A 23,649-nucleotide genomic window follows, 5' to 3' on the forward strand; every position below is an offset into this window, starting at 1 on the left:
CATATAAGAGGTAAGCCTAGGAGGATGAATTGGCCCACGCCCAATTGTTAATCAGTTACGGTCAAGCCTTTGTTGCCCCAGATCGGCGTCAACACCGCAGCTCTATGTCGGTACGTTTACCTGAGAACCCCCTTTTGATTGCTAAAGGTGGCTGTGCGGTCATTAGTGACTCAATCTCGCGTAATACGATAGCGAAGCAGGCGGGGGATTTAAGTGTCCGAGGTTTTTTAGCCGACTACTACTCTACGCCTGATCACTGGGATACCAAAACCTCGGCTACACGTGTGTTGCGTGCACTAAACGGTTGGTGCTATAGCCAAAGTCAGCATGTCAAAGAGGGTAGTTTTGTCTCTTCTCTCTCAGCTATGGTGTTCCGTGGGAGAGAGGCGCATCTATTTCACATGGGCGATACACTGGTATTTCGCTTGCGTGGGGCTGAGTTTGAACAGCTAACCCGAGATCACGTGACAGACATTGGCGGCTATCGGTACCCCTCCCGGGCACTAGGGATGGATGGTAGTGTCGATATTGACTACACCCAGCTTGCACTCAAGCAGGGAGATCTTTTTTTATTCACTACCCAAGGAGTCCGGGGAACGTTACTCCCTTCGGACTATGTGCGCCTGATTCGGCAAGATGCCAGTGATTTAGATGCTGCATGTGAGCGTCTTGCCAGCGAGGCGAAGCAGCGTGCGCAGGAAAGGGGCTATGGTGGTGATCAGTTCTGCTTTCAACTTGTGCGTATTGATGAATTACCGGATGAGGCAAAAGATCACCCAGGATTAATTTATGGTGACTTGCCCATACCGCCGGAGCTTTCTGTAGGCGAGCGCCTTGATGGATTTGAAGTGCAAGCGGTGTTGTCGCGTAATGCACAATCAAGGGTGTACCGAGTGCGCGATGTGCACTCAGATCGTGACGTAGTCATGAAGGCACCAAGTCCAGAACTTTCCCTGCGCAATGCTTACTTAGAACACTTTCTGCTACAGCAGTGGGTGGTAGAACGCGTTAAATCGCCCTTTGTGGTGAAAGTCGTGGAGCCTTCGCGGCCGCGCCGCTATCTCTACTATTTAATGCAGTATATTGAGGGTGAAACACTACGTCAGTGGGCGGAGCGCCACCCCCAGGCGAGCTTGATACAGCGTTTGGACATTGCTAATCAGCTTGGCAAGGCGGTACAGGCGTTGCATCACCGCGATATTATTCACCAGCAGATTACCCCCGATAATATTCTAATCGACGCCCATGGCAAACTAGTGCTCGCTGATTTTAGCGCTTGTCATATGCGTGAAGTGGATGGGCATCGTAATTCTGGTGAATTGCTGCGTCAAATTGGTTTCAATGAGCACTCTGCCCCAGAATACGCCCTGGGTGACAGCGTGGGACGACGCAGTGACCAGTATTCGTTGGCGTCTACGGTTTACTGGTTGCTAACCGGCGCGCTGCCTTACATTTTGACGCCTAACCGCCTGCGCAGCCATACCGATTTAGAAGAGCTTAGCTATCGCAGTGCTCGGACGACCAATCCAGAGATAACCCCTGAGTTGGATGATGCCCTGCGTAGGGCGCTGGACCCGCAGCGGGCGTTGCGCTTTAGGCGGATGTCGGAGTTTCTTCACGCGTTAAGAATGCCGCTAGGGCGGCAGCCTGCTCGGGAGGAGGTTCGCCAAGAACCCCGGCGTTTCTGGCAAGGTGTGGCGGGAATATTGCTGTTATTGCTAGTGCTGTCTTGGTTGTTGAGATAATTTGTTGAGATGAATTGTTGAGATGAGCTTTTAAGATGAATTAGCCGCGATGAGCAGTACGTGGTACAAAAAAACGGGGTGATGCAGCTGGCATCACCCCGTTTTTTTGTATCGCTAGTATAAAGCCAAATAAGCCCTTACAGCGTAAATGTAGGCAGCTTTTGTTCGGCCTTGGCGAGCTTGAGCTTAGCCACTTTGGGTAGGCCATTTTCAAAGGGGGGGAAATCTTCGCCTTGGATCAAGGGTGACAGGTAGTCTCGGCATGCCTGGGTAATCTCAAAGCCGTTTTCGCTAATATAGTCGCGGGGCATGAATTTTTCCTGGTTGGCGATTTGCGCCAAGGGGGCGGAAATCACATCCCACTGGTAGGGTACTTGAGAGATGCGACGAATCGCCGGCATCATTGAGTTTTTACCCGCCAGTGCCAGGGTGACAGCTTCACGGCCAACAGCATAGGCCTGTTCTACGTCAGTTTTAGAGGCTAAATGGCGTGCCGCGCGTTGCAGGTAGTCGGCGACTGCCCAGTGGTATTTATAGCCCAGGTCTTGCTTGATCATGCCCGCTAAGGTTGGTGCAACACCACCGAGTTGACGGTGACCAAAGGCATCGGTATTGCCTGCATCGGCGAGGAAAGTACCATCTTCGTAGCGAGCGCCTTCAGATACTACGATAACGCAGTAGCCATACTTAGTGACGCTCTCTTCTACTCTCGCCATTACGGCACTGCGGTTAAAGGCGATTTCCGGAAAGATAATCAGGTGGGGTGGCTCACCCGCACCTTCTCCCGCCAGACCGCCTGCGGCTGCAATCCAGCCTGCGTGGCGTCCCATCACCTCCAACACGAAGACTTTTGTGGAGGTTGCACACATTGATGCAATATCCAGCGAGGCTTCAAGGGTAGAGGTGGCGATATATTTGGCGACACTACCAAAGCCTGGGCTGTTGTCGGTAATCGGTAAATCGTTATCCACCGTTTTAGGCACGTGGATAGCGGTCAGTGGGTAGCCAAGCTTTTCAGATAACTGTGAAACTTTTAAGCAGGTGTCAGCGCTGTCGCCGCCGCCATTATAAAAAAAGTAGCGAATATCATGGGCCTTGAAGACCTCGATCAAGCGCTCGTACTGCGCACGATGGGTGTCGATATCCTTTAGTTTGTAGCGGCAGGAGCCAAATGCACCACCGGGTGTATGACGCAGGGCAGCAATGGCTTCATCGCTTTCCTGATTTACGTCGATGAGGTCTTCCGTTAAGGCGCCGATAATGCCGTTATGTCCGGCGTATACCTTACCAATCTGATCGGGGGCCTGCCGGCATGCTTCGATAACACCGCAGGCGCTGGCATTGATGACGGCGGTAACGCCACCGGATTGGGCGTAAAAGGCATTATGCTGAGCCATGGAAACGTCTCATCTCCTGAAAAAGGATGTATGAAGCACGTGCTAGAGTGCTTAATTACTCAAATATTCGAGGTTTTTTCATGGAAAACAGAGACGCTCTCCATGAAAAACGTATAAAGAGAGTTGCGAAGTTTAGCGCAAAGCAGTCCGCGCTGCATCAGGTGGGCTAATCGCCGTCATCTAATTCCTGTTCCTGCTGGGCGAGTCGCCAGCCGCCCAAATCCTTGTAACGGTTTACCATGGCACAGAATAGCTCGGCAGTTCTCTCGGTATCGTAACGGGCAGAGTGGGCTGCTTTATTGTCGAATTCGATACCCGCCGCGCGGCATGCCCGGGCAAGCACCGTTTGGCCGTACACAAAACCAGCCAGTGTCGCCGTATCAAAGCTGGAAAATGGGTGGAAGGGGTTGCGCTTCACATTACATCGATTGGCGGCTGCGTTTAAAAAGCCGTGATCAAACGCTGCATTGTGGCCTACCAAAATAGCCCGCGAGCACCCATGTGCCTTGATCGACTTACGAATAGGGCGAAAAATTTCCCCCAGCGCTTCTGATTCTGTCAGTGCTACTTGGCGGCGCAACGGATCGTCCAGGTTAATGCCGGTAAAATCTAGCGCAGACTGCTCAACGTTCGCCCCTTCAAAAGGATGAATATGGTAGGCGTAGGTAGCATCGGGTAATAAATTACCGTCTGGGTCCATGGTGAGCGTAACGGCGGCAATCTCTAGTACGGCATCATTTTGGGCATTAAACCCACCCGTTTCTAAATCAATGACAACCGGCAGGTAACTGCGAAAACGTTGGGCCATTAATTCGCGGGCAATTGCCTCGCTCATGCAGCTCTCCTTAGTAAAGCGAGTAATCAGTCAGGATATGAATGATGTGATTCTAGCAGCTTTACCCCCAAGGCGTCGTTGACGGTATTCGCTGAGCATAGAGAGCGTTATACTCACGTTTTGTGTTAACTCATAGCGTACAGTGCGCTATGTATACTGGTGAACTGCTTTCTCTACACAAGGAGTAAAGAATGTCCGATGTCAAAAAGGTTGTGCTGGCGTATTCAGGCGGCCTGGACACATCCGTAATCGTTAAGTGGTTGCAAGAGACCTACAACTGCGAGGTAGTGACCTTTACAGCCGACATCGGTCAGGGCGAAGAAGTCGAGCCCGCCCGTGCAAAAGCGCAAGCGCTGGGCGTTAAAGAGATCTACATTGAAGACCTCCGTGAAGAGTTCGTTCGCGACTACGTCTTCCCTATGTTCCGCGCAAATACCATCTATGAAGGTGAGTACTTGCTGGGCACCTCCATTGCTCGCCCTCTGATTGCCAAGCGCTTGATCGAAATCGCCAACGAAACCGGCGCAGATGCAATTTCCCATGGCGCGACGGGTAAAGGCAACGATCAAGTGCGTTTCGAGTTGGGCGGCTACGCGTTAAAGCCAGGCGTTAAAGTGATTGCTCCTTGGCGCGAGTGGGATCTCACTTCCCGCGAGAAGCTGATGGCTTATTGCGAAGAGCACAATATTCCGGTCGATTTTTCTAATAAAAAGAAAAAATCGCCGTACTCCATGGATGCCAACCTACTGCACATCTCCTACGAGGGCGGCATTTTGGAAGACCCGTGGGCAGAAGCAGAAGAAGATATGTGGCGCTGGAGCGTTTCTCCAGAAGCCGCGCCGGAGCAGCCCACCTATGTGGAGCTTACCTTCGAGAAAGGTGACATTGTTGCCATCGATGGTGAGGCGCATAAGCCCCATGAAGTGCTTGAAAAGCTCAACAAGCTTGGCGGTGATAATGGTATTGGCCGTTTAGATATTGTTGAAAACCGTTATGTGGGTATGAAGTCTCGCGGCTGCTATGAAACACCGGGCGGCACCATTATGCTGCGTGCTCACCGCGCCATTGAATCGCTAACGCTTGACCGTGAAGAAGCTCACCTAAAAGATCAGCTGATGCCTAAGTACGCAGAAGTGATTTACAACGGTTATTGGTGGAGTCCCGAGCGTCGTATGCTGCAGGCGGCGATCGATGAGACTCAGAAGAACGTGTGCGGTGTCGTACGCATGAAGCTCTACAAAGGCAACGCGACCGTGGTTGGCCGTAAGTCTGAGCAATCGCTATTTGATGAGTCTATCGCCACCTTTGAAGATGATGCGGGTGCATACAATCAAAAAGATGCTGAAGGCTTTATTAAGTTAAATGCGCTGCGTTTACGCATCGCAGCTGGTAAAGGGCGCCAGCAGAGTTAAGTGTGTCCAGCGGCCAGTGAAGGCTGGCCGCTTTTATTGCAGGGGAGAACTTATGCTAAAAAAGTTACTTTCAGGTCTATTTGGAGGCGGGGGCAAGAATGCCGCAGAGAGTAGTGCAAAGGCCGCCGAGCCAATAGAATATAAAGAGTACTTGATTGTCTCGCAGCCTGATAACCAAAGCGGGCAATACAGAGTGAGCGGTTGGATTCGCAAGCTAGATAGTGATGGTACCGTCCAGGAGCATCGGTTTGAGCGCTCCGACATGCTGCCCGGCCGTGAAGCCTGTGACGCGATGATGGTCACAAAAGCGCAGCGTTACATTGATGAAGTGGGTGAAACAATGTTTGCTCCTGATCCGAGGCGTAAAGAGTAAATTTAGTAATTTAGTCTGCTAGCTTATTTTGCTAATTTAGTTCATTAATCTAGCCTAGCTATCTACTGAGCTTAACGACAAATTAAGGAGCGGCGAATGCGTGTTGTATACCAAGCCTCGCCCTGGCGCTCCCTGATAGATATGGATGGCCAGTTGGATACGTCGGCACTGATGGCGCCATTACAGGATGTTTTCTGCAAACTATCCTCACCGCACACCTCTCTGGCAGAAGCTCATGCCTGCCAACTGCCGCTTGTCGAGGCGTTGGTGCATTACGACATTCCTGCTTGGCGTATTAGCCAAATCATTAGCGACCACAATACGTGGCTTTATCGCCAAGCCATTGCGCTATCGTTAAATGAGATGCATGCCCAGGGGTGGGGGCCCCCTCCCGTCGACTACTGCGTGGTAATGTTGGGATCTGCCGCACGTTATGAGAGCCTGCTCGGCCCCGACCAAGACAATGCGCTTATAATTGACGACTACCCTGATGCTCGCCATGTTGAAATTGATGGCTACTTTCAAGCCCTGGGAGAGCGCTTTACCCAGCGCCTTGATGAAGCGGGTATTCCCTTGTGCCGTGGGCACGTGATGGCCCGTTGGCCTATGTGGCGGAAACGGCTCAGTGAGTGGCGCTTGCAGCTGGAGATCTGGAGTGCTGACCGCCGGGTAAAGCGTGTGCAGCAAACCAATATTTTGCTCGATTTTTGTCCAGTGGCCGGTAACCCAGCGCTTGCTGTGCAGTTGGCAGAAAATATTTCCTCCACACTGCCAAGGGCTTCGCTGTTTATGAGCGAAATGGCAGATCTGCTTGATGAGCTGCCGGTTGCCTTGGACCGTTTTGGGCGCATTGCTGCTAGCCCAAGCCTGGAAGCGGCGCCTCATGGCCATGCTATTAACCTAAAGCAGCAAGGGCTATTGCCACTCATTAGTGCGGCGCGTTTACTCTGTGTGCGACATCAGCGGCGAGAAATTGGTACTCGCGAGCGTTTGGTTGCGTTGAGTCACTTTACTGATGAGTTGGCCGTCGCTCAATCTGAGTTACTGCTAACTGCATTTGAGCGTCTTCAACAATGCTTGTTGGATCAGCAGCGTTATAACAAAGCATGTGGTCAAGCTGCTGATGGCTGGATAGACCTTCGCCGTCTGCGCGAAGATCAAAAGCTGCTCTTGAAGTTTGATCTCCAGCAGATTAGAGCGTTTGTTCAGCGTGTTAAAAGCCAGCATTGACCAGTCCGGTAGCTATTTATCTGGCCCAATAGGGACGCTGTTAGGCTGAGCCGTTATCTTTAACCAAGTGGCTATCTTTACCACTATTGTCATCTGGTGCTGCAGGCAATTCCAACGTTAAGCAGGCCCCGCCTAAATGCTTGGCATCTTCAACCCAGAGTCGCCCTCCAAGGTGGGCAATGATGCCTCGGCTAATGGGCAAACCTAAGCCACTGCCTTTGGGCCTGCCCTGGGGAATGTCGCCGTCTTGTTGTATTTGATGGAACTTCTCAAATACCCGCTCTCGCTCTTCGATGCCAATGCCCGGTCCGTTATCCTCGACACTTAAACGGAAATGACGGCGGTGGCGATAGAGCGCTAAGCGCACTTTTGGCTGCTGGCGGTCAGCGAATTTACCTGCATTATCGAGTAGATTAATAATGACTTGCTCTAATCGGTCGTGGTCGCCAATGACCATGGCAGGGTCAACCTCAATAGTGACTTCTAAAGCAATGCCATGCTCCTCATGCAGATGGGCAATAGCATTGATGCTATGACGGGCCAGTGCTGCTAGATCAAGGGGCTTTGGGTTAAGTGTTAAGCGACCGCTTTCAAGGCGGGCCAGGTCGAGGATTTCTTCGATTAAGCGGGATAGCCGCTGACTTTCATGCACGATGACGCCGAGAAAGTGCTTGCGTTTTTCATCGGGAAGTTGGCCGCTATCACGTAGGATTTCGGCAAAGGCACGGATGGAGGTCAGTGGGGTGCGCAGTTCATGACTGACCATGGCCACAAATTCATCTTTCAGCCGGTCCAGTTCGCGTAGTCGTTCATTAGCACTGCGCAGCTCTTCTCCAATTTGAGCCAACTCCTGAGACTTTTGCTCTAGGCGACGGTTGTACTCAATAGTCTGGGAGGTGGTGTCTAGAATGCTAAGAATGGCTTCTATATCCAGCGCTTCACCGCGTACCACCGAGTTAATCAGTACGCGTGCCGACGCGCTGCCTAATGCTCCCGCAAGTGCCTGCTCAGACCGTGTTATTAACTCGGGCGGAGCGGTTTCATCAGGCACAAAAGTGTGTTTGCTGCCACTGTGGCGAAATACGCGTTGAGTGGTTTGTACTCCCAAATAGCGAATAAGTAACTCTTTTAGTGCCCCTTGGGTGGTTTGCCCACGCCACAGAGAGGTAGTTTGCAAATTAGGATGCATCGCCTCGGTGAACAGTGCAGCTTGAGTCTGTTCAAGAGGTGATGGGCGTGTAAACAGGGAAACGCCGACCAGTAGCCCTATGTTGGCGAGCATACTCCATAGTAGGGAGTGGCTATAAATATCCCAATTTTCTAGCCCGAACAGCCCGTAGGGCATAAGCCAGGCAATGCCCCACGGCCCTTCGGTCAGCAGGGTAGTGCTAAGCCAGCCTGATTGGGCAAAGCCGGGCAGTAAGAGTGTGTAGCACCAGACTAGAAAGCCAGCAATTAAGCCTAGAGTAGCTCCTTGGCGAGTCGCGCCACGCCAGTAAAGACCAATCAGTAGTGCAGGGGCAAATTGTGCGGCGCCAGCAAAAGAGACGAGGCCAATAGTCACTAGGCTATAGGAGTCACCGATTAACGCATGATAGAGGTAGCCAAGCAGCAGGATTAAGACGATGGCGATGCGTCGGATGCCTAGCAGCCAACCGGCAAGTTCGCCTTTGGTGCTTAGGTGGAGGCGCTTCGAGCGAAGCAACAACGGCATAACTAGTTGATTGCTAACCATCGTAGAGAGCGCAATAGTCTCAACAATCACCATACCTGTGGCGGCGGAAAGCCCACCAATGAATACCAATAATGGCAAGCCCTCTAACCCGGCCGAGAGTGGTAGGGTAAGCACGAAGCTGTCAGGATCGCCCGCGCTTACACCTAACAGTAAACCTGCTAGAGCGATGGGAATGACGAACAGGTTAATTAGTAGCATGTAGAGGGGAAATAACCAGCTGGCTCGGGTTAAATGCTGCTCATCAACATTCTCCACCACCAACACCTGGAACTGCCGAGGTAGCGTTAAAAACGCAAGGAATGCGAGGGCCAACATGCCAACCCAACCGGTTGCTCCGCCAGGTACGCTATCCAAACTCATGCTATTCATCAAAGCTGGGGTAGCGGCCACTTCGGCAAATAGCGCCGCAGGTCCTTCAAACATGACGAAAACCACAAATATTCCAACGGCCATAAAAGCCACCAGCTTGACCAGCGACTCCAAGGCGATAGCGGCCACCATGCCTTCGTGGCGCTCGCTGGCATCAAGGTGGCGGGTACCAAATAGAATGATAAAAACTGCTAATACAAGCGCAATCCAGAGGGATTTATCCATCCAAAAACGCTCATCAATCAGGGTGGTATCGGCGGTATGGGGATAGTTAATGAGCACCGCGTGGCTAACGGTGATGGCTTTTAACTGCAAGGCAATATAAGGCGTAATACTAATAAGTGCCATGAGCGCTACAAGCGCCCCTAGGGTGGTGTTTTTACCGTAGCGGGCGCTAATAAAGTCAGCAATGGAGGTTATTCGTTGCCGTGCGGCAATGCGCACCATTTTACGAATCACCGAGGGAGCCAATAGCATCGCGAGCGTAGGGCCGAGGTAGATAAGTAAAAAGCTGGGGCCATGTTCAGCCGCCCGACCTACGCTGCCATAGAACGTCCAGGCTGTGCAGTAAACAGCAATGGAAAGCGCATAAACGGTTGGCGAGCCAATCAATGAGCGGCCCTGCTCGGCTCGCCGGTCACCCCAAGCGGCAACTACGAATAGCAGGGCTAAGTAGCCAAAAGCGGTGCCAAGAATAATGGGATCTGTGCGCATGATTAGCGTCCCGCGCGATGTTCCATTAGCCAAGCGGTTAACCCAATGACCACAGCCCAGGCGATAAACAGATAAAGTGGTAGCCAGCCCACGCTAAACGAGGGCAAGCGGTCTACCACAATAATCAGTGGTGGGCAGAACAGCAGTAGGGTAATGGCCACTAAGGCTATTAAGCGTTCTGCTTTACGCGACTGTGCGCCTGAAGGTTTCATGAGGCACTGGCATCCTGTCGGTCAAACGCATTGGCTTGCAGCGTCAGTAGCTGCTCTAGGGTATCAATGCCGCGAGCTTCCAGGCGAGGCAGTAGCGCTAGCCATAGCTCAGCAGTGACTCTGGCATCACCTAATGCAGTGTGGCGGGTGCCGGGAGGGAATGCCAGGTCGTAGCGCTGAGCAAGACTATCCAGGTCGTGCCCGTCTAACGCTTCATCCAGTGCCCGTGAAATGAGCAAGGTATCGATCACCGGGATATCAAATGCAACACCTTTGTGGCTAATGGCCAGAAGATCGAAGGCGGCATTGTGGGCCAATAAGACGGCTTCTCCTATGTACTCACGGAAATGGGTGAGCACGATATCCAGCGGTGGTGCGCCAGCAACATCAGCATCGGTAAGGCCGTGAATAACGGTGCTTGCCGGTGGAATCGGCCGCTTTGGGTCGACTTTTTGATCAAACACGTCGCTGGCTAGCAGGCGTGCGTTGACCACTCGACAGGCTCCCAGGCTAATAACCGTGTCCCCTCGGCGCAGCTCAAGCCCGGTGGTTTCGGTGTCAAAGGCAACCACATCTAAGCTGCGTAGCGAGCGGTTGGCTAATGCCTCATCGGGCGGGGGGAGGTCGGCGATGCCGAAGTCATGGAACTCTGGGCGTGGCGGGGCAGGCTCTCTTGGGGCACCCACTCGCTCTATGGCGGGAAGTGGCATGCGCAGTCGTGCATGTAGCCCGTCATCATCCGCTAGGCTCCAGATATCGCTGGCGTGCTGGCGCAGCACATCTGCGACCTTTGGGGTTAACGGTAGGCTGGTAAGAGGCTGATGCTGCCACTCGGCTAACTCATGCTCTGGTAGTGCTTTCCCTCGCCAAATCAGATCTAAATAAACGCGTTTATTACCCAAGCATATTTCACCCTCGAAGCCACTGTCGGGAAGATGGGCGCTTAGCTGTTTTACCAGCGAGTCAAAAAGGGCGATTAGCGCAGGGGCATCACCTTTAAACCAAGCAGGCATACCCACGGGGGTGATTAACCGATGCTCTGGGTCTAGCCGCTCATCCAGGGCTTGCCAGAAGTCATTTGACCACATCGGGGTTAAACGCTCTCCTTGATGCTGAAGGTCATCTAGCAACTGACCGATTTTGGCAACATTATCGCCTAAGGTGGTGCCTTCTTCATGGATAACGCGCTCAAAGCGCTGGCGAAGAGTTGATGTGTCCGTATCGTTCTGGTGACGTAATTGGATGAGGGCGTCGGCGGCACTCGTTAAGCTTGCTGTGTGCTGACGAAGGGGGGTAAGCATGTTGGCTAATTCGGCACGCACGCCCATTTCGTTAGACCACGAAGCTGTGGCATCGCTAAAGGTCAACAGGGTTTCGCCATCGCTGCCTGGTACGCGACGCAGGATGACTTTAAGCCAACGGTTATCACAAGGGGTGAGCAGCTCTCTGGGCGAACCGTCATTGGGTAGTTGACTAAGCGCATGTTGTAAACTGCTAACCGGCAGTAGGGCTTCCAACCGTTTACCTAAGCCTAACCCGGTATTGCCGATAAAAAAGTCTTCCGCCGCTTGGTTAAATAGCATTAGTCGTCGATGTTGGTCACATAATAGCAGCGGTGTTTCAAGAACTTGTAGAAGGGTTTCAAGCTCTTGACGGATGCGGGCGGCACTTCGTGCGCCGTCTGCATGAGCAGTTGCTAGACGGCTGCGGTCAACACGCCAGCTTTCGCGCACACGGCGTAGGTCTGGGCCAAGTGCTTTGAGCCAGCCTTCCGGTGGGTGTTCGTCCCGTGCATCTGGGTTGGCAACTAAGCGGGCCAACTGTACTTGAAGGTGGCGAAGTGGGGTAAAAAGCATACGTTCAAGCAGTAATCCCACCAAAAAAATCGTGACCCCGCCGGAAAAACTACCTAGCCATAAGGCCAGCCGTGTTATGCCCGTTGGTGCCAGCTGGGCATCTAGCCAAGCCGCAAAAATCGCACCCCCTAATAGGCTAATGCCGCTGAGAATAAGCCACAGGCCAATCAGGCGTTGACGTTTCGGCAGTCCGCCTCTTGTCATGGCTGATCCTCAGCCAATAGCGCTTTGACTTTTTCAACCAGAGATTGGGTCGAGAAGGGTTTAGTAATGTAGTCATCAGCGCCCAGGGCCATGCCCTTTTCCCGTTCTACATCACGCCCATGGGCGGTGAGCATAATAATCGGCAACTGGGCGGTGGCATCTTGGCTACGTAGGCGCTCAAGTACATCAAAACCGCTCATGCCCGGCAGGCTAATGTCCAGTAGCAACAGGTCTGGCGAGGCAACGCTAACTTGCTCCAACGCCTGTTCACCATCTTCTGCGGTGACCACCTCAAAACCTGCCTGCTCCATGAGAAATTCTAATGACAGAACAATGTTAGGTTCATCGTCGACCACAAGCACTTTGGCCATGCATCTCTCCCTGATCGTATTGTAGTTTGGGTTATACAAGGAGTTTAGGTAGGCTCAGCGTCGCAGCCAAGACGACCTTCGACGTGTGCGGCGCAAGAATTTTTACAATGGGCCTAGCCTGCGCGTTGCTTTGGGCCTAAAGGCCCAAGCCATAGCCATACTTGAGAAATAATCAGTAGGGGCAGCAGCCATAGCGGTGCTCCCGTAGTGTATACGAGCACCTGGAAAAGAATTAGGCCGGTAGCACCGCCCAGCATACCAATTATTAAGAGCGTGGAAAGACGTGTACAGGGACCTCGAGAGGTAAACCGAAATAGGTAACCTGTAGCCGCCCCGAGTAGTAAAGCGCACAAAAATAGTAGTGGTAGGGTAGGCATGTGACTCTCATAGGCTGGGTTCTTTACCACCCAGGTTAGCCTTTATATGGCAGTTGCGGCTCTACAACTTTGGATTTAATTCAAACAAACAAGCAAGCTTCTTCATGGACTTAACTGCTTTGCCGTACCACTATGTTTAAGTGAAAGGTATGTTTAAGTAAAAAGGCATAGTCAAATGCAATGAAGCAGGTCGCATATTATTACTAATAATTAACAAAGGAGCTGCGTCCATGAGTGCTATCGTCCTACTGGTGGTAGGCCTTACCGCAATGGCCTTGGGGTATTTTGTATACTCTAAGTTCATTGCGGAGAAGATTTACCAATTAGATCCTGACTTTAAAACCCCTGCCCATGAATTCGAAGATGGCGTCGACTATGTACCCACTAACCGCTTTGTGCTGTGGGGACACCACTTCACTTCCGTCGCCGGTGCCGCCCCCATCGTTGGGCCTGCTATTGCGGTTATATGGGGCTGGGCGCCAGCTTTTTTATGGGTGGTGTTTGGCACTATTTTCTTTGCTGGGATACATGACTTTGGTGCCATTTGGGCCAGCGTACGCAATAAAGCTAAGTCGGTTGGTGCACTAACGGGCGATGTTGTGGGTAAGCGGGCGCGCAGTATCTTTATGATTGTTATTTTCTTAGTGCTGCTGATGGTCAACGCTGTTTTTGCCGTGGTTATTGCTGGGCTAATGATGAACTTCTCGAGTGCTGTAGTGCCGGTGTGGGGTGCCATCATTGTGGCGTTGATTATTGGTCAGCTAATTTATCGGCGTGTTCTGAGTCTGCCGCTGGTTTCTATTATTGGCGTGGCGGCGCTTTATGTCCTGATTGGTATTGGGCCATCAGTGCCCATTCAGATGCCCGCTGAAGTTGCCGGTATGTCGGGTAATGCGGTGTGGATTTTGATTCTGTTTGGCTATGCGGCGATTGCGTCACTATTACCAGTGTGGATGCTTTTGCAGCCACGAGATTATATTAACGGCCTGCAGCTATTTATTGGTTTGATTATTCTCTACGGTGCCTTGGTACTGCTAAACCCAACACTGGTGGCTCCCGCCTTTAACAGCGATGTGCCAGCAGGCACGCCATCGTTAATACCCTTGCTGTTTGTGACAATTGCCTGTGGTGCTATCTCGGGCTTCCACGGTTTGGTCTCCTCGGGAACAACGTCTAAGCAACTTAATAAGGAAACCGATGCGCGCTTTGTAGGCTACTTTGGTGCGGTAGGCGAAGGCATGCTGGCGCTAGCGGCTATTTTGGCTGCTACGGCAGGCTTTGCCACGTTAGGCGATTGGCAGGCAATGTATAGTGCTTTCGGCCAGGGTGGAGTTAATGCCTTTGTTGAGGGCGGTGCCTTTATTATCCATAACGGTTTGGGCTTACCTGAAGTCACTGCAGCCACGCTGTTAACCGTAATGGCCGCTTTGTTTGCGGGCACCACTATGGATACTGGACTTCGCCTGCAGCGCTATATTTTCCAAGAGTGGGGGGATATTTATAATCAGCAGTGGATGAAGAAACCTGCCATTGCCACAGGCTTAGCGGTAGGCAGCTGTCTCTTACTAGCGTTTGGTGCCGGCGGTGCAGATGGCTCCGGCGGTTTAATTATTTGGCCTCTGTTTGGAACCACTAACCAGCTACTGGCAGGCCTAACTCTGTTGGTCATTACCGTTATGCTGGTGCGCTTGAAGCGCCCAATGTGGTACACGCTGGCGCCACTTTGCTTCTTACTGGTAATGACAATCCTGGCGCTACTTATTCAACTGCGTACCTTCTGGAATCAAGGCAATATGTTCCTACTGGTACTGGATATCGTGGTGTTGGTTGCAGCCATTATGGTGGCTATGGAGTGTGCGGCAGCGCTGAAGCGCTCCCGTGCAGAAATGGCAGCACAGCATGATTAACCAAACCGCCAACCACACCCATGAGATAACCGGGAGGTAGTGTTATGCGCGATGGCTCAACGCCTGGGTCATCGTCGCGTCGTGATAAATTACGGGCTTGGTTAGACCAAGCCCGTTTTTTTACCGAGGAGGTTTATAGCGCTCGTTATCGGGGAGCTATCGCTCGGGCACGGCGTGACGAAGATGACTTATTCATGCTGCTGGTGTTCTCTGAAATGATGGGACTTGAAAACCCCGCTGGTTATTACACCTTGGAGCTTCAGCCGCTGCTCTTGGAGCGCTTCCATGACTGGCACCAGCGCATGGGTATGGAGCACTCGCCATTAGATCATTTCCGCTGCTGTTGATAGCGGCTGGATAGGCAAGCAATATGCGATGCCATTAATTGGGGATTACCATGCAAGCAGTTCTTAACCGCCGCCTGCTCTGGGTAGGTGGCAAAGGCGGTGTGGGTAAAACTACTGTCGCTGCCTCTTTAGCGGTGCTCGCCGCGAGCCGTGGAAAACGGGTGTTAGTGGTTTCGACAGACCCAGCACATAGCTTGGGCGATGTGTTTGACCGCGCACTATCAGATACTCCGCGTCGTTTATTGCCTAACTTGGATGCCATGGAAATTGATCCTGATATCGAAGTTGAGGCGCACTTGGCACGGGTTGTGAAGCAAATGCGCCGTTACGCTGCTCCTGAAATGATGCAGGAACTAGAGCGCCAAATGCGCCTCACCCGGCAGTCGCCGGGGACCCAGGAGGCTGCCCTGCTTGAACGGCTAGCTCGGTTAATGATTGATGACAGCGCACCCTATGACCTGATCATCTTTGATACCGCGCCTACGGGGCATACTTTGCGGCTATTAACGTTGCCAGAGGCGATGGCTGCCTGGACCGATGGGTTACTAGCGCATAACCGCAAGTCGGCGGAGCTGGGCAAGGTGTTGGATCATTTAACCCCTAAGCGGGGGCGTGATGTGGCAACACCCTTTGATGACCCAACGACAGATCCGTTGGACGATTTAGATGAGCGCACCCGGGATGTGGCAAAAACATTAATCGAGCGGCGGCGGTTATTTCACCAGGCAAGAAGGCGCATCGAAGATTCGAAAGCATGCAGTTTTTTATTTGTGATGACACCAGAGCGGCTGCCGATCTTAGAGACAGATCGCGCGGTGCGGGCGCTAGAGGACGTTCATATCCCGGTCGCTGGTATACTGATTAACCGCCTTATTCCAGTAGAGGCCGATGGTGACTTTCTCCAGGCGCGCCGAGAGCAGGAAGCAAGCTACCTTGCGCGTATTGATCAACTGTTTGAGCGCTTGCCGCGCCCAACGCTGCCTTGGCTACCCACCGATGTACAGGGAATTGATGTGTTAGAGATGTTGGCGAAAAAACTTGAGCAACAAGGATTCTGATGCGGGTACTTTTACTATCTGCTTATGAAGCGGTGAGCCACCGTTACTGGGCGCAAAGCCTAATGGCAGAGCTTGATGAGCTATCCTGGACACTATTAACCCTACCACCGCGCCACTTTGCGTGGCGGATTCGTGGTAACCCGCTGAGCTGGTGGCTGAAAGAGCATGAAACCCTCAGCCAGCCCTATGATGTCGTGTTGGCTACTTCAATGGTGGATATTGCTACACTCGTTGGGTTATTTCCCCAACTAGGGCGGGCCAGAAAAATTGTTTACTTTCACGAAAACCAGTTTGCCTACCCGGAGTCCAGCGAGCAGATGCCCCAGGTAGAGGCGAAGATGGTCAATCTTTATGCAGCGCTTGCAGCGGATGTGCTCGTGTTTAATACAGCCTATAACCGGGACTCCTTTTTTGAAGGCGCACGCCAGTTCCTAAAAAAAATGCCAGAGAATTTGCCTGCCGCCAAGCCGTTGGAAAAGCTACGCCAGCTGGCAAAAGTACTTCCAGTACCAATAATGCCGCTAGACAACGCTTCCCTGACGAATGCAAACCCGCGCCGCATTATTTGGAACCACCGCTGGGAGTACGATAAAAACCCAGAAGATTTTTTTGCAGCACTGTTCAGGCTAAGTGAGCAGCGGGTGCCGTTTGAACTGGCGGTGCTTGGCCAGCGCTTTCGTGATGTGCCACCGATTTTTGTCGAGGCTGAACGGCGTCTTTCCGAGCAGACGATTAGCTGGGGGCCGCAGCCAGAGGCGGAATATCGTTCACTGCTTAATGGTGGTGGCATTGTGGTCTCCACCACTTGGCACGAGTTTCAAGGGCTGGCAATTATGGAGGCCGCCCAGCGTGGTGCGTTACCGCTCGTGCCAGATAGGCTTTGTTTCCCGGCGCTGTACACCGAGCATTACCGCTATGACGGTACACCAGAAGGGCTTTATCAACGGTTACACACTTGGCTCACAAAGCCTGATTGCCAGCCACCGCTGGTTGATACTCAGCAGTGGCAGTGGCCACACTGGCGTAGCGCTTATCGCAAGCTACTCGCCGAAAGCTAGGTATCTGAAAGCTAAGTATCAGAAAGCTAAGTATCAGAAAGTGAGCAGCCGATTAATCAAGCGAATCTAGTCGGCGGGTGGGCCAGTGCACGACCGCCGTATGGCGGCGCATCTTTTGTGCAAGTACAGGGTGCTCACGCCGTATCACTTGCTCTGCAAAGTCTGATAGAAAGCGTGACTTCATTTCTGCCCGTGCACGGTCTACACCGCTGTGCTGATAAGGGGTTGAGGCAAGCAGCATAAAGCCATCATCAGGAATCCGACCTGCACGCATGTTGGCATCAATGATAGTGGCGGCGGTGCCAATTGGTTCGGCTAAATCTGGCCCATAGGGGCCAATAATCAGCGCAGTGTTGGGTAAGTGCAAAAAGTCGAAGCCTCGCCCTACGCAAATAACCCACTCACGGTGCTCAATGTCCAGCTCTCGCTTTACGCCTTGTAGCTCGCTAACGTGGGCAACGTTGCCCTCTAGTAGAGGCAGCAAGTCTCGCTGAATATCCCTAGGCATGTTGGGACAAAGGCTGGCAAGCATGGGGCCAAGCGCTTCGCGGGGCAGGGTGACTAAGTCGCGGCTGTCCAGTACATCATCCTGCTGGCCGTGAAGAATCAATGCGTCGCTGTCGGTTTCAAAGCCGCATACCAGCGGATAAACCTGCTGATGGTCGCTGCCAAACAGTTGCTCTGCCTGCTTAGCGATAGCGTAGGCATGCGCTTTAGCGGCTTCGGTATCGCAGTTGAATCCGGCGCAACCCCGCGTCCGCTCACCGCTTGAAAAGTGATAAGTAATCAACATCAGTGTGGCGTGACCCGCTTTAGCGGTATCGAGCACTGAGTCGGTTAGTAGCTCCCCCAAATAGGGCCAGCCTAAATCAAAAATACCGCCTAAGTTTCTGAACGGGGTAATAATGCCTAGCGGTGTGCGGGTTGCATGGGGAATATGGATGCGACCATCCATGCACTTCATGACCACAATAGAGGTGGGGTGCTGTGCCATATAACGTTGCCGGGCTAGCCAAGCACCAGGGCTGCAAAAGTGTTCAGCGTGCTGTTTGGAGAGGCCTAACAGCGCCTCAATGCGCTGGGCGATAGGCTGGTTATGGAGCAGTTTGGCAGGCGTAGGCATCAGCATCCTCGCATTCTTGGCCTGGTCGTCTAACCAAGCTCGGTTTTCTCTTTATAGTCGCACAGATCTTCGATAATACAGCTACCGCAACGCGGTTTGCGGGCAATGCAAGTATAGCGCCCGTGTAGAATCAGCCAGTGGTGGGCATCTTGTTTAAATGCTTTTGGGACATGGCGCAACAACTTCTGCTCAACCTCTACGACGTCTTTGCCCTTGGCAATGCCGGTGCGATTGGAGACCCGGAAAATGTGGGTATCCACCGCAATGGTGGGTTGACCGAAGGCAGTGTTGAGAATCACATTTGCTGTTTTTCGCCCAACACCGGGTAGGGCTTCTAGCGCTTTACGGGTTTGTGGTACTTCGCCACCGTGTTGATTAACCAGCAGGTGGCAGGTCTTCATTAGATTTTCAGCTTTGGTATTAAAAAGCCCAATGGTTTTAATGTGGCGCTTTAGCTCATCAATGCCAAGGTCAATGATGGCTTGGGGGGTGTTGGCGACAGGGTAAAGTTTAGCGGTAGCTTTGTTAACACCAACATCGGTAGCTTGCGCAGAGAGCAGTACTGCCGCCAGCAGTTCAAAGGGAGTACTCCAGTTTAGCTCGGTAGTGGGGTGCGGGTTTTCCGCCTGTAGGCGTGCAAAAATTTCATGACGCTTTTGGGCATTCATGGAGTCTTCTCTTGGTTTATTTGGTGATGTCTTATTTGATCGTGCCGGTAACCCTTACTCGCCGTTCGGTACGGGGCGTTACTGTAGCAGGGTGCGCGCGGCTAGCACGGTATTGATCAAGCGCATTTTTTAATGCGATCAATAGACCTGCAACAAAAAAAGCCCCTGGCGGTAGTACGAAAAATAGAAACTGGTAATTATCGATAAGGATCAGCTGCCAGCTAGCGGCGGTAGGACCAAACAGCAGTGCCATGCCACTGAACAGCGTCCCCTGGCCAAGTAGTTCGCGTATTGCGCCCAGCACGATCAAAACTACGCCAAAGCCAAGCCCCATCATAAAGCCATCGACAGCGGCAGGCAGTACCGGCTGGCGTGAGGCGAAGGCGTCAGCGCGTCCTAAAATAGCGCAATTGGTGACAATCAGCGGAATAAAAATCCCCAGCACTTGGTAAAGGTGGTAGGCATAGGCAGCCATCAACAGTTCGGCACAAGTAACAAAGGCGGCAATGATCATGACAAACGCCGGTAGCCGCACTGCGCTGGGTATCTGGTAGCGAAGAAGTGAAATCGTTGTGCTGGCACCAACCATCACTAGCAGTGTCGCAACTGCCAGCCCAAGCGCATTGACCACGCTGCCGCTGACCGCTAGTAAAGGGCAAAGGCCTAGCAGTTGAACCAATGCAGGGTTATTGGACCATAGCCCCTCGCGGGTGAGCTGACGCCATTGGCTCATGGAGTTAGCTCCTCAAAGGTGATCGGGAGTTCGGTCTCTGCAGCGTATACAAGCGTTCGGTGTACCGCATTGACGATGGCGCGCGGTGTAATAGTCGCACCGGTAAAGGCATCGAACTGGCCTCCCTCTTTGTGCACTGCCCAGTCTTCCTGCGCAAGGCTAGCTAAGCTTAGCCCGTTGAATTGAGTTATCCAATCGCTGCGCTGGCGCTCGATACCGTCGCCGAGTCCTGGGGTTTCCTGGTGCTGAGTAACCCGGACACCGGTTATTCGGCGCTGTTGGTCGATTCCCACGAGTAGCCTTATCTCACCGTTGTAGCCTTGGCGCGTGACTACCGGCAGGATAATGGCACTGCTGTTACCACTGTGAATCTGCCAGCCTTGAGTAACACTGCGATGCCCAAGCTGTGAGGGGTTAGGTAACTCGAACACACTTTCTAAAACGTCTTGGACCGGTGTGTTAGCCAGTGTCGTAGGTAGCACCTCTTGCAACTGGCGGTGTTGATAAGCTAACTGGTGGGTGGCAATTCGCTCGGCTGTGAGTGATCGGGTAAGTGCAACGCTGCCAGCAGTAACCAGTGAGAACATGCCGAGAGCAAAAGCGCCGCGTAGCATCGCTTGGCGTGGTGTCATAATGGCCCCTCTGGCATTGACTTATCAGCGGTTTTGGAGTGACCGTTGGGGCGCGGTACGGTGTAGATATCCAACAGCGGCACACATAAGTTCATAAGCAGCACAGCAAATGCTACGGCATCGGGATAGCCGCCCAGGGTGCGAATAATGATTACCAGGGTGCCTATGCCAGCACCATAAATAAGTTTTGCGCGCTTGCTGGTAGCTGCAGAAACGGGGTCGGTTGCGATAAAAAATGCCCCAAATAGTGTGGCACCAGTCAGTAGGTGAAACAGCGGTGAGGCAAAGTGGCTTGGATCGCCTGCATAGAAAAGTGCTGCTATTAGCGTCATGCTACCCAGCATGGCAACGGGTATATGCCAGCTAATAATACGTTTAATGATCAGTACAAGCCCGCCTGCCAACCAAGCAAGCGCGACGTTGCGCCATGCGCTGAGCGTGCCTTCGGGAAGTGGCTGACTCGCCCAGAATTCGCTGGCAAGCACGGCCTGTCCTTTGTGCTTGAAGGCATCGAGAGGCGTGGCACCACTGAGCGCATCAAGCTTAGTAGGGGGCAGTGTGCCGATGACTTGTGCCCATAGTGTTTCGTTGAATAGTGTTTCGGCGCTAAAGGACTGGGGCGGCGACCAGAGTGTCATATACGTCGGAAATGACACCAGTAGCAGGGCATAGCCCACCATGGCTGGATTAAAAGGATTATGGCCCAAACCACCATACAACTGTTTAGCCACCACGATAGCAGCAAACACGCCGACCGCAATGAGCCACCAAGGGCTGGCGGGGGGGAGGCAAGCACCTAATAGAACACCGGTAAGCAGTGCGCTGGAATCTCCGAGTGCTGGCCTCACTGGGCGCTGGCGCAGGATTAATATCAGTGCTTCAGCGACCAGCGCAAATAGCCCTGCTAGCAGCACATTACTAACAACACCCAACCCAAAATAGAAGGTCATAGCCCCAATGCCCGGCAGAGTGGCTGCTATTACCCAACGCATTAGGTGGGCGGTTGATGGGGCAGCGCCAACCTGGGAGGCGTGCATCATGCTCATGGAGTTTCCTTTTGGGTCGTGCTGGCGCGTGCCTTAGCAAGACGAGCATCCGCCGCTTTGAGATTTTCCTGGGCGGTAGCAAGCTGTGTTTCTAAATCATCAAAGCGCTGTTTAGGGTCCTGCTCGGCGGCCCTGGCCAGTACTTTTTCGGCTTTTTTAACCGCAGCTTTGGCAGCGGCTTGAGCAATTCGAAGGCTGCGCAGGTCCACCTCAGGCGTTGCATGATTGCCCGTACTCCCTCCAGCAGGCTTTTGATGTTGGGCGAGCCTTGCCTGGCGGCGGGCCTGCTTCTCAGCTTCTTCCCGTGCTAAACGTGCTTGACGGAATTCAAAGCGATGCTTGGCGTGCTCGGACTTGGCGGTTTCTATCTGCTTAAGGCGGATACGCTGCTTTGCCAAGCGATAATCCTCAACGAGCGGAATAAAACTAGGGCACACATAGCTGCAGGCACCGCATTCAATACAGTCAAACAGGTTTAGTTTTGCTAGTGTGCTATCGCTCTCAGCCCGGGCATACCAGTGCAGTTGTTGGGGCAGTAGTTGGGCAGGGCATACGTGTTCGCAGGCGCCGCAGCGAATGCAGGGTGACTCCATAGGCGCTGGGGGGAGCTCTGTAACAGAAGCAGCAATCAAGCAGTTAGTGGTTTTGGTAACGGGTGAGTTCAATGTGGTAAGTGGGGTACCCATCATTGGGCCACCGACAATCACTTGATGTAGCCGGTCAGGCATTAAGCCCACACTATTCAGTAGGGTGCCAACCGGTGTGCCTAGACGAACCCAGTAGTTGCCCGGTGCACTAATTGTCTCGCCGGTTAAGGTGACAATACGCTCAACCAATGGCTTGCCATCGCGCACGGCATGAAGAGCCGCCAGCAGAGTGCCAGGATTATGGCAAAGTGCGCCTATATCAGCGGGTAAGCCGCCGCTAGGCACATCACGGTCGAGGACTTTTTTAATTAGCTGGCGTTCGCCACCGCTGGGGTAGCGGGTTTCAATGACCTTAAGCACGATGGTGGCAGGATGTTGAATTTGGGGTAGCGCTTGCTTTAAAGCGCTAATCGCCTCGGGTTTGTTATCTTCGATCCCAATAATGATTCTTTGAGCACCACATAGTCTGGCAATTAGCTGGGCGCCTTCCAGTACGTCGTTTGGGTAGCTGCGTAGGATTAGGTCGTCGGCAGTGATATAGGGTTCGCACTCAGCGGCGTTAACTACCAAGGTATCAATAGGGTGATGTTCCGCTACCTGCGCTTTAATATAGGTAGGAAAACCTGCCCCCCCAAGACCTGCTAGCCCGCCACTATCCAGCCTTTCCAGCAGTTTTTCAGGAGAGTCGGTTCGCCAATCAAGCGGGGGTAGTGTTTGCCAGCTATCATGCCCATCCGCCTCGATGGTAATTGCTTGGTTGCTAATGTGCGTAATAGTGCCGCTAATACTGGCGTGGAGGTGAGCAGAAATCATGCCGTTGCGCTGGGCGATTAAGCTGCCCACTTTAACGTCGTCGCCCACAGCCACACAGGGAGTGGCTGCGTTACCTGCATGCTGTTTCAAAGGCAGCGTCACCAGGGCCGGTAGCGGAGCGGCTTGCAATGGAGCTTGATTCGAATGGGTTTTACGCTCGGGCGGGTATATGCCGCCAGGAAATTCATAGGCGGGCATGCTCACTCCCGGTGTAGGAACGGTCACTGGCAATGATCATCGTCGCGCTAACTAACGGTTGCCATTGGGTGAGTGGCTTGCTTCTCGGCAGCATATCAATGCAATCTACGGGGCAGGGTGCAACGCATAAGTCACAGCCTGTGCACTCATCTTCGATCACAGTATGCATCTGTTTGGCGGCACCAATAATGGCATCGACCGGGCATGCCTGGATGCACTTGGTGCAGCCAATACACTCCGCTTCGCGAATAAAAGCGACGCTATCTTCCGTGGCCGCTTCACCATCTAAAGGCGCTGCTTCCTGGCCTAATAGATCCGCCAAGGCGTGTATGGTGGCGTCGCCACCGGGAGGGCACTTATTAAGCGCATCGCCTTGGTTAATTGCTTCGGCGTAGGGGCGGCAGCCTGGGTAGCCGCATTGTCCGCACTGAGTTTGGGGCAGCAACGCATTAATTTGCTCAACCAGCGGGTTTTCTTGGCTTTTGAAACGTTCGCTCGCCATACCCAGAAGTGCTCCAAAGACAACTCCCAAGCCCGTTAGTACGCCTACAGCACTCAGGATGCCCCACCACGAAAATGTCTCTCCCAT

General features: G+C 52.8%; 21 protein-coding genes. 8 read left to right on the forward strand and 13 right to left on the reverse strand.

Going from position 1 to position 23,649, the window contains the following annotated elements; translation table 11 throughout:
- The first annotated feature begins 29 nt into the window (after positions 1–29).
- On the forward strand, positions 30–1,745 hold the full coding sequence (locus tag CPA45_RS01645; protein WP_096649717.1) for a bifunctional protein-serine/threonine kinase/phosphatase: 1,716 nt from the start codon (positions 30–32) through the stop codon (positions 1,743–1,745).
- A gap of 137 nt (positions 1,746–1,882) precedes the next feature.
- On the opposite strand, the gene CPA45_RS01650 is transcribed toward CPA45_RS01645, so the two are convergent.
- Positions 1,883–3,142 (reverse strand): 6-phosphofructokinase, encoded by a 1,260-nt coding sequence (locus CPA45_RS01650; RefSeq protein WP_096649719.1) that lies wholly within the window; start codon positions 3,140–3,142, stop codon positions 1,883–1,885.
- Positions 3,143–3,308: 166 nt separating this feature from the next.
- Positions 3,309–3,977, reverse strand: coding sequence for a ribonuclease T (rnt, locus tag CPA45_RS01655; protein ID WP_078087459.1), 669 nt, complete (start codon positions 3,975–3,977; stop codon positions 3,309–3,311).
- 191 nt (positions 3,978–4,168) lie between these two features.
- Between rnt and CPA45_RS01660 the strand changes: the two genes are divergently transcribed.
- The 3 genes from CPA45_RS01660 (at position 4,169) to CPA45_RS01670 (ending at position 6,992) form a co-directional block, all read left to right on the forward strand.
- Positions 4,169–5,389, forward strand: coding sequence for an argininosuccinate synthase (locus CPA45_RS01660; protein ID WP_096649721.1), 1,221 nt, complete (start codon positions 4,169–4,171; stop codon positions 5,387–5,389).
- A 52-nt stretch (positions 5,390–5,441) separates the two neighbouring features.
- A complete protein-coding gene (locus CPA45_RS01665) occupies positions 5,442–5,762 on the forward strand; it encodes an HlyU family transcriptional regulator (RefSeq protein WP_096649723.1) in 321 nt (106 codons plus the stop codon).
- Between the two features lie 96 nt (positions 5,763–5,858).
- Entirely contained in the window at positions 5,859–6,992 is a 1,134-nt protein-coding gene (locus tag CPA45_RS01670; protein WP_096649725.1) for a DUF294 nucleotidyltransferase-like domain-containing protein, read from the forward strand.
- Positions 6,993–7,032: 40 nt separating this feature from the next.
- On the opposite strand, the gene CPA45_RS01675 is transcribed toward CPA45_RS01670, so the two are convergent.
- From CPA45_RS01675 to CPA45_RS01690, 4 genes are read right to left on the reverse strand one after another with little or no spacing between them, the layout of a single operon-like run.
- Complete coding sequence (locus CPA45_RS01675) at positions 7,033–9,810, reverse strand: sensor histidine kinase (RefSeq protein WP_096649727.1); 2,778 nt, start codon at positions 9,808–9,810, stop codon at positions 7,033–7,035.
- A gap of 2 nt (positions 9,811–9,812) precedes the next feature.
- Entirely contained in the window at positions 9,813–10,022 is a 210-nt protein-coding gene (locus tag CPA45_RS01680) for a hypothetical protein (protein ID WP_096649729.1), read from the reverse strand.
- Positions 10,019–12,082, reverse strand: a complete 2,064-nt coding sequence (locus CPA45_RS01685; protein ID WP_096649731.1) for a 3'-5' exonuclease — start codon at positions 12,080–12,082, stop codon at positions 10,019–10,021. Before CPA45_RS01685 ends, CPA45_RS01680 begins: the two co-directional genes overlap by 4 nt.
- Positions 12,079–12,453 carry a response regulator transcription factor gene (locus CPA45_RS01690; RefSeq protein WP_096649733.1) on the reverse strand — a complete coding sequence of 125 codons (375 nt, stop codon included), beginning with the start codon at positions 12,451–12,453 and terminating at the stop codon, positions 12,079–12,081. Before CPA45_RS01690 ends, CPA45_RS01685 begins: the two co-directional genes overlap by 4 nt.
- A 607-nt stretch (positions 12,454–13,060) precedes the next feature.
- Here CPA45_RS01690 and CPA45_RS01700 point away from each other — a divergent pair.
- The 4 genes from CPA45_RS01700 to CPA45_RS01715 are packed head-to-tail and all read left to right on the forward strand — an operon-like array spanning position 13,061 to position 17,200.
- Positions 13,061–14,737 (forward strand): carbon starvation CstA family protein, encoded by a 1,677-nt coding sequence (locus CPA45_RS01700; protein ID WP_096649737.1) that lies wholly within the window; start codon positions 13,061–13,063, stop codon positions 14,735–14,737.
- A gap of 44 nt (positions 14,738–14,781) precedes the next feature.
- Positions 14,782–15,084, forward strand: a complete 303-nt coding sequence (locus CPA45_RS01705) for a cory-CC-star protein (protein WP_096649739.1) — start codon at positions 14,782–14,784, stop codon at positions 15,082–15,084.
- A gap of 50 nt (positions 15,085–15,134) precedes the next feature.
- A complete protein-coding gene (locus tag CPA45_RS01710) occupies positions 15,135–16,142 on the forward strand; it encodes an ArsA family ATPase (RefSeq protein ID WP_096649741.1) in 1,008 nt (335 codons plus the stop codon).
- A complete protein-coding gene (locus tag CPA45_RS01715; protein WP_096649743.1) occupies positions 16,142–17,200 on the forward strand; it encodes a tRNA-queuosine alpha-mannosyltransferase domain-containing protein in 1,059 nt (352 codons plus the stop codon). The genes CPA45_RS01710 and CPA45_RS01715 overlap by 1 nt, the downstream gene beginning before the upstream one ends.
- A gap of 52 nt (positions 17,201–17,252) precedes the next feature.
- Here the strand turns inward: CPA45_RS01715 and CPA45_RS01720 are convergent, their stop codons facing one another.
- From CPA45_RS01720 to rsxB, 7 genes are read right to left on the reverse strand one after another with little or no spacing between them, the layout of a single operon-like run.
- Complete coding sequence (locus tag CPA45_RS01720) at positions 17,253–18,323, reverse strand: carboxysome shell carbonic anhydrase domain-containg protein (protein ID WP_096650206.1); 1,071 nt, start codon at positions 18,321–18,323, stop codon at positions 17,253–17,255.
- A gap of 29 nt (positions 18,324–18,352) precedes the next feature.
- Positions 18,353–18,991: an endonuclease III gene (nth, locus tag CPA45_RS01725; protein WP_096649745.1), complete on the reverse strand. Its 639-nt coding sequence runs from the start codon at positions 18,989–18,991 to the stop codon at positions 18,353–18,355.
- A gap of 31 nt (positions 18,992–19,022) precedes the next feature.
- Positions 19,023–19,724, reverse strand: a complete 702-nt coding sequence (locus tag CPA45_RS01730; RefSeq protein ID WP_096649747.1) for an electron transport complex subunit E — start codon at positions 19,722–19,724, stop codon at positions 19,023–19,025.
- Positions 19,721–20,356 (reverse strand): electron transport complex subunit RsxG, encoded by a 636-nt coding sequence (gene rsxG, locus CPA45_RS01735; RefSeq protein ID WP_096649749.1) that lies wholly within the window; start codon positions 20,354–20,356, stop codon positions 19,721–19,723. The genes CPA45_RS01730 and rsxG overlap by 4 nt, the downstream gene beginning before the upstream one ends.
- Positions 20,353–21,402: an RnfABCDGE type electron transport complex subunit D gene (locus CPA45_RS01740; RefSeq protein WP_096649751.1), complete on the reverse strand. Its 1,050-nt coding sequence runs from the start codon at positions 21,400–21,402 to the stop codon at positions 20,353–20,355. The genes rsxG and CPA45_RS01740 overlap by 4 nt, the downstream gene beginning before the upstream one ends.
- Positions 21,399–23,060, reverse strand: coding sequence for an electron transport complex subunit RsxC (rsxC, locus tag CPA45_RS01745; protein WP_096649752.1), 1,662 nt, complete (start codon positions 23,058–23,060; stop codon positions 21,399–21,401). The genes CPA45_RS01740 and rsxC overlap by 4 nt, the downstream gene beginning before the upstream one ends.
- A complete protein-coding gene (gene rsxB / locus CPA45_RS01750; protein WP_096649754.1) occupies positions 23,047–23,649 on the reverse strand; it encodes an electron transport complex subunit RsxB in 603 nt (200 codons plus the stop codon). Before rsxB ends, rsxC begins: the two co-directional genes overlap by 14 nt.

The sequence above is a fragment of the Vreelandella nigrificans genome (assembly GCF_002374315.1).
In the GTDB taxonomy this organism is placed as follows: domain Bacteria; phylum Pseudomonadota; class Gammaproteobacteria; order Pseudomonadales; family Halomonadaceae; genus Vreelandella; species Vreelandella nigrificans.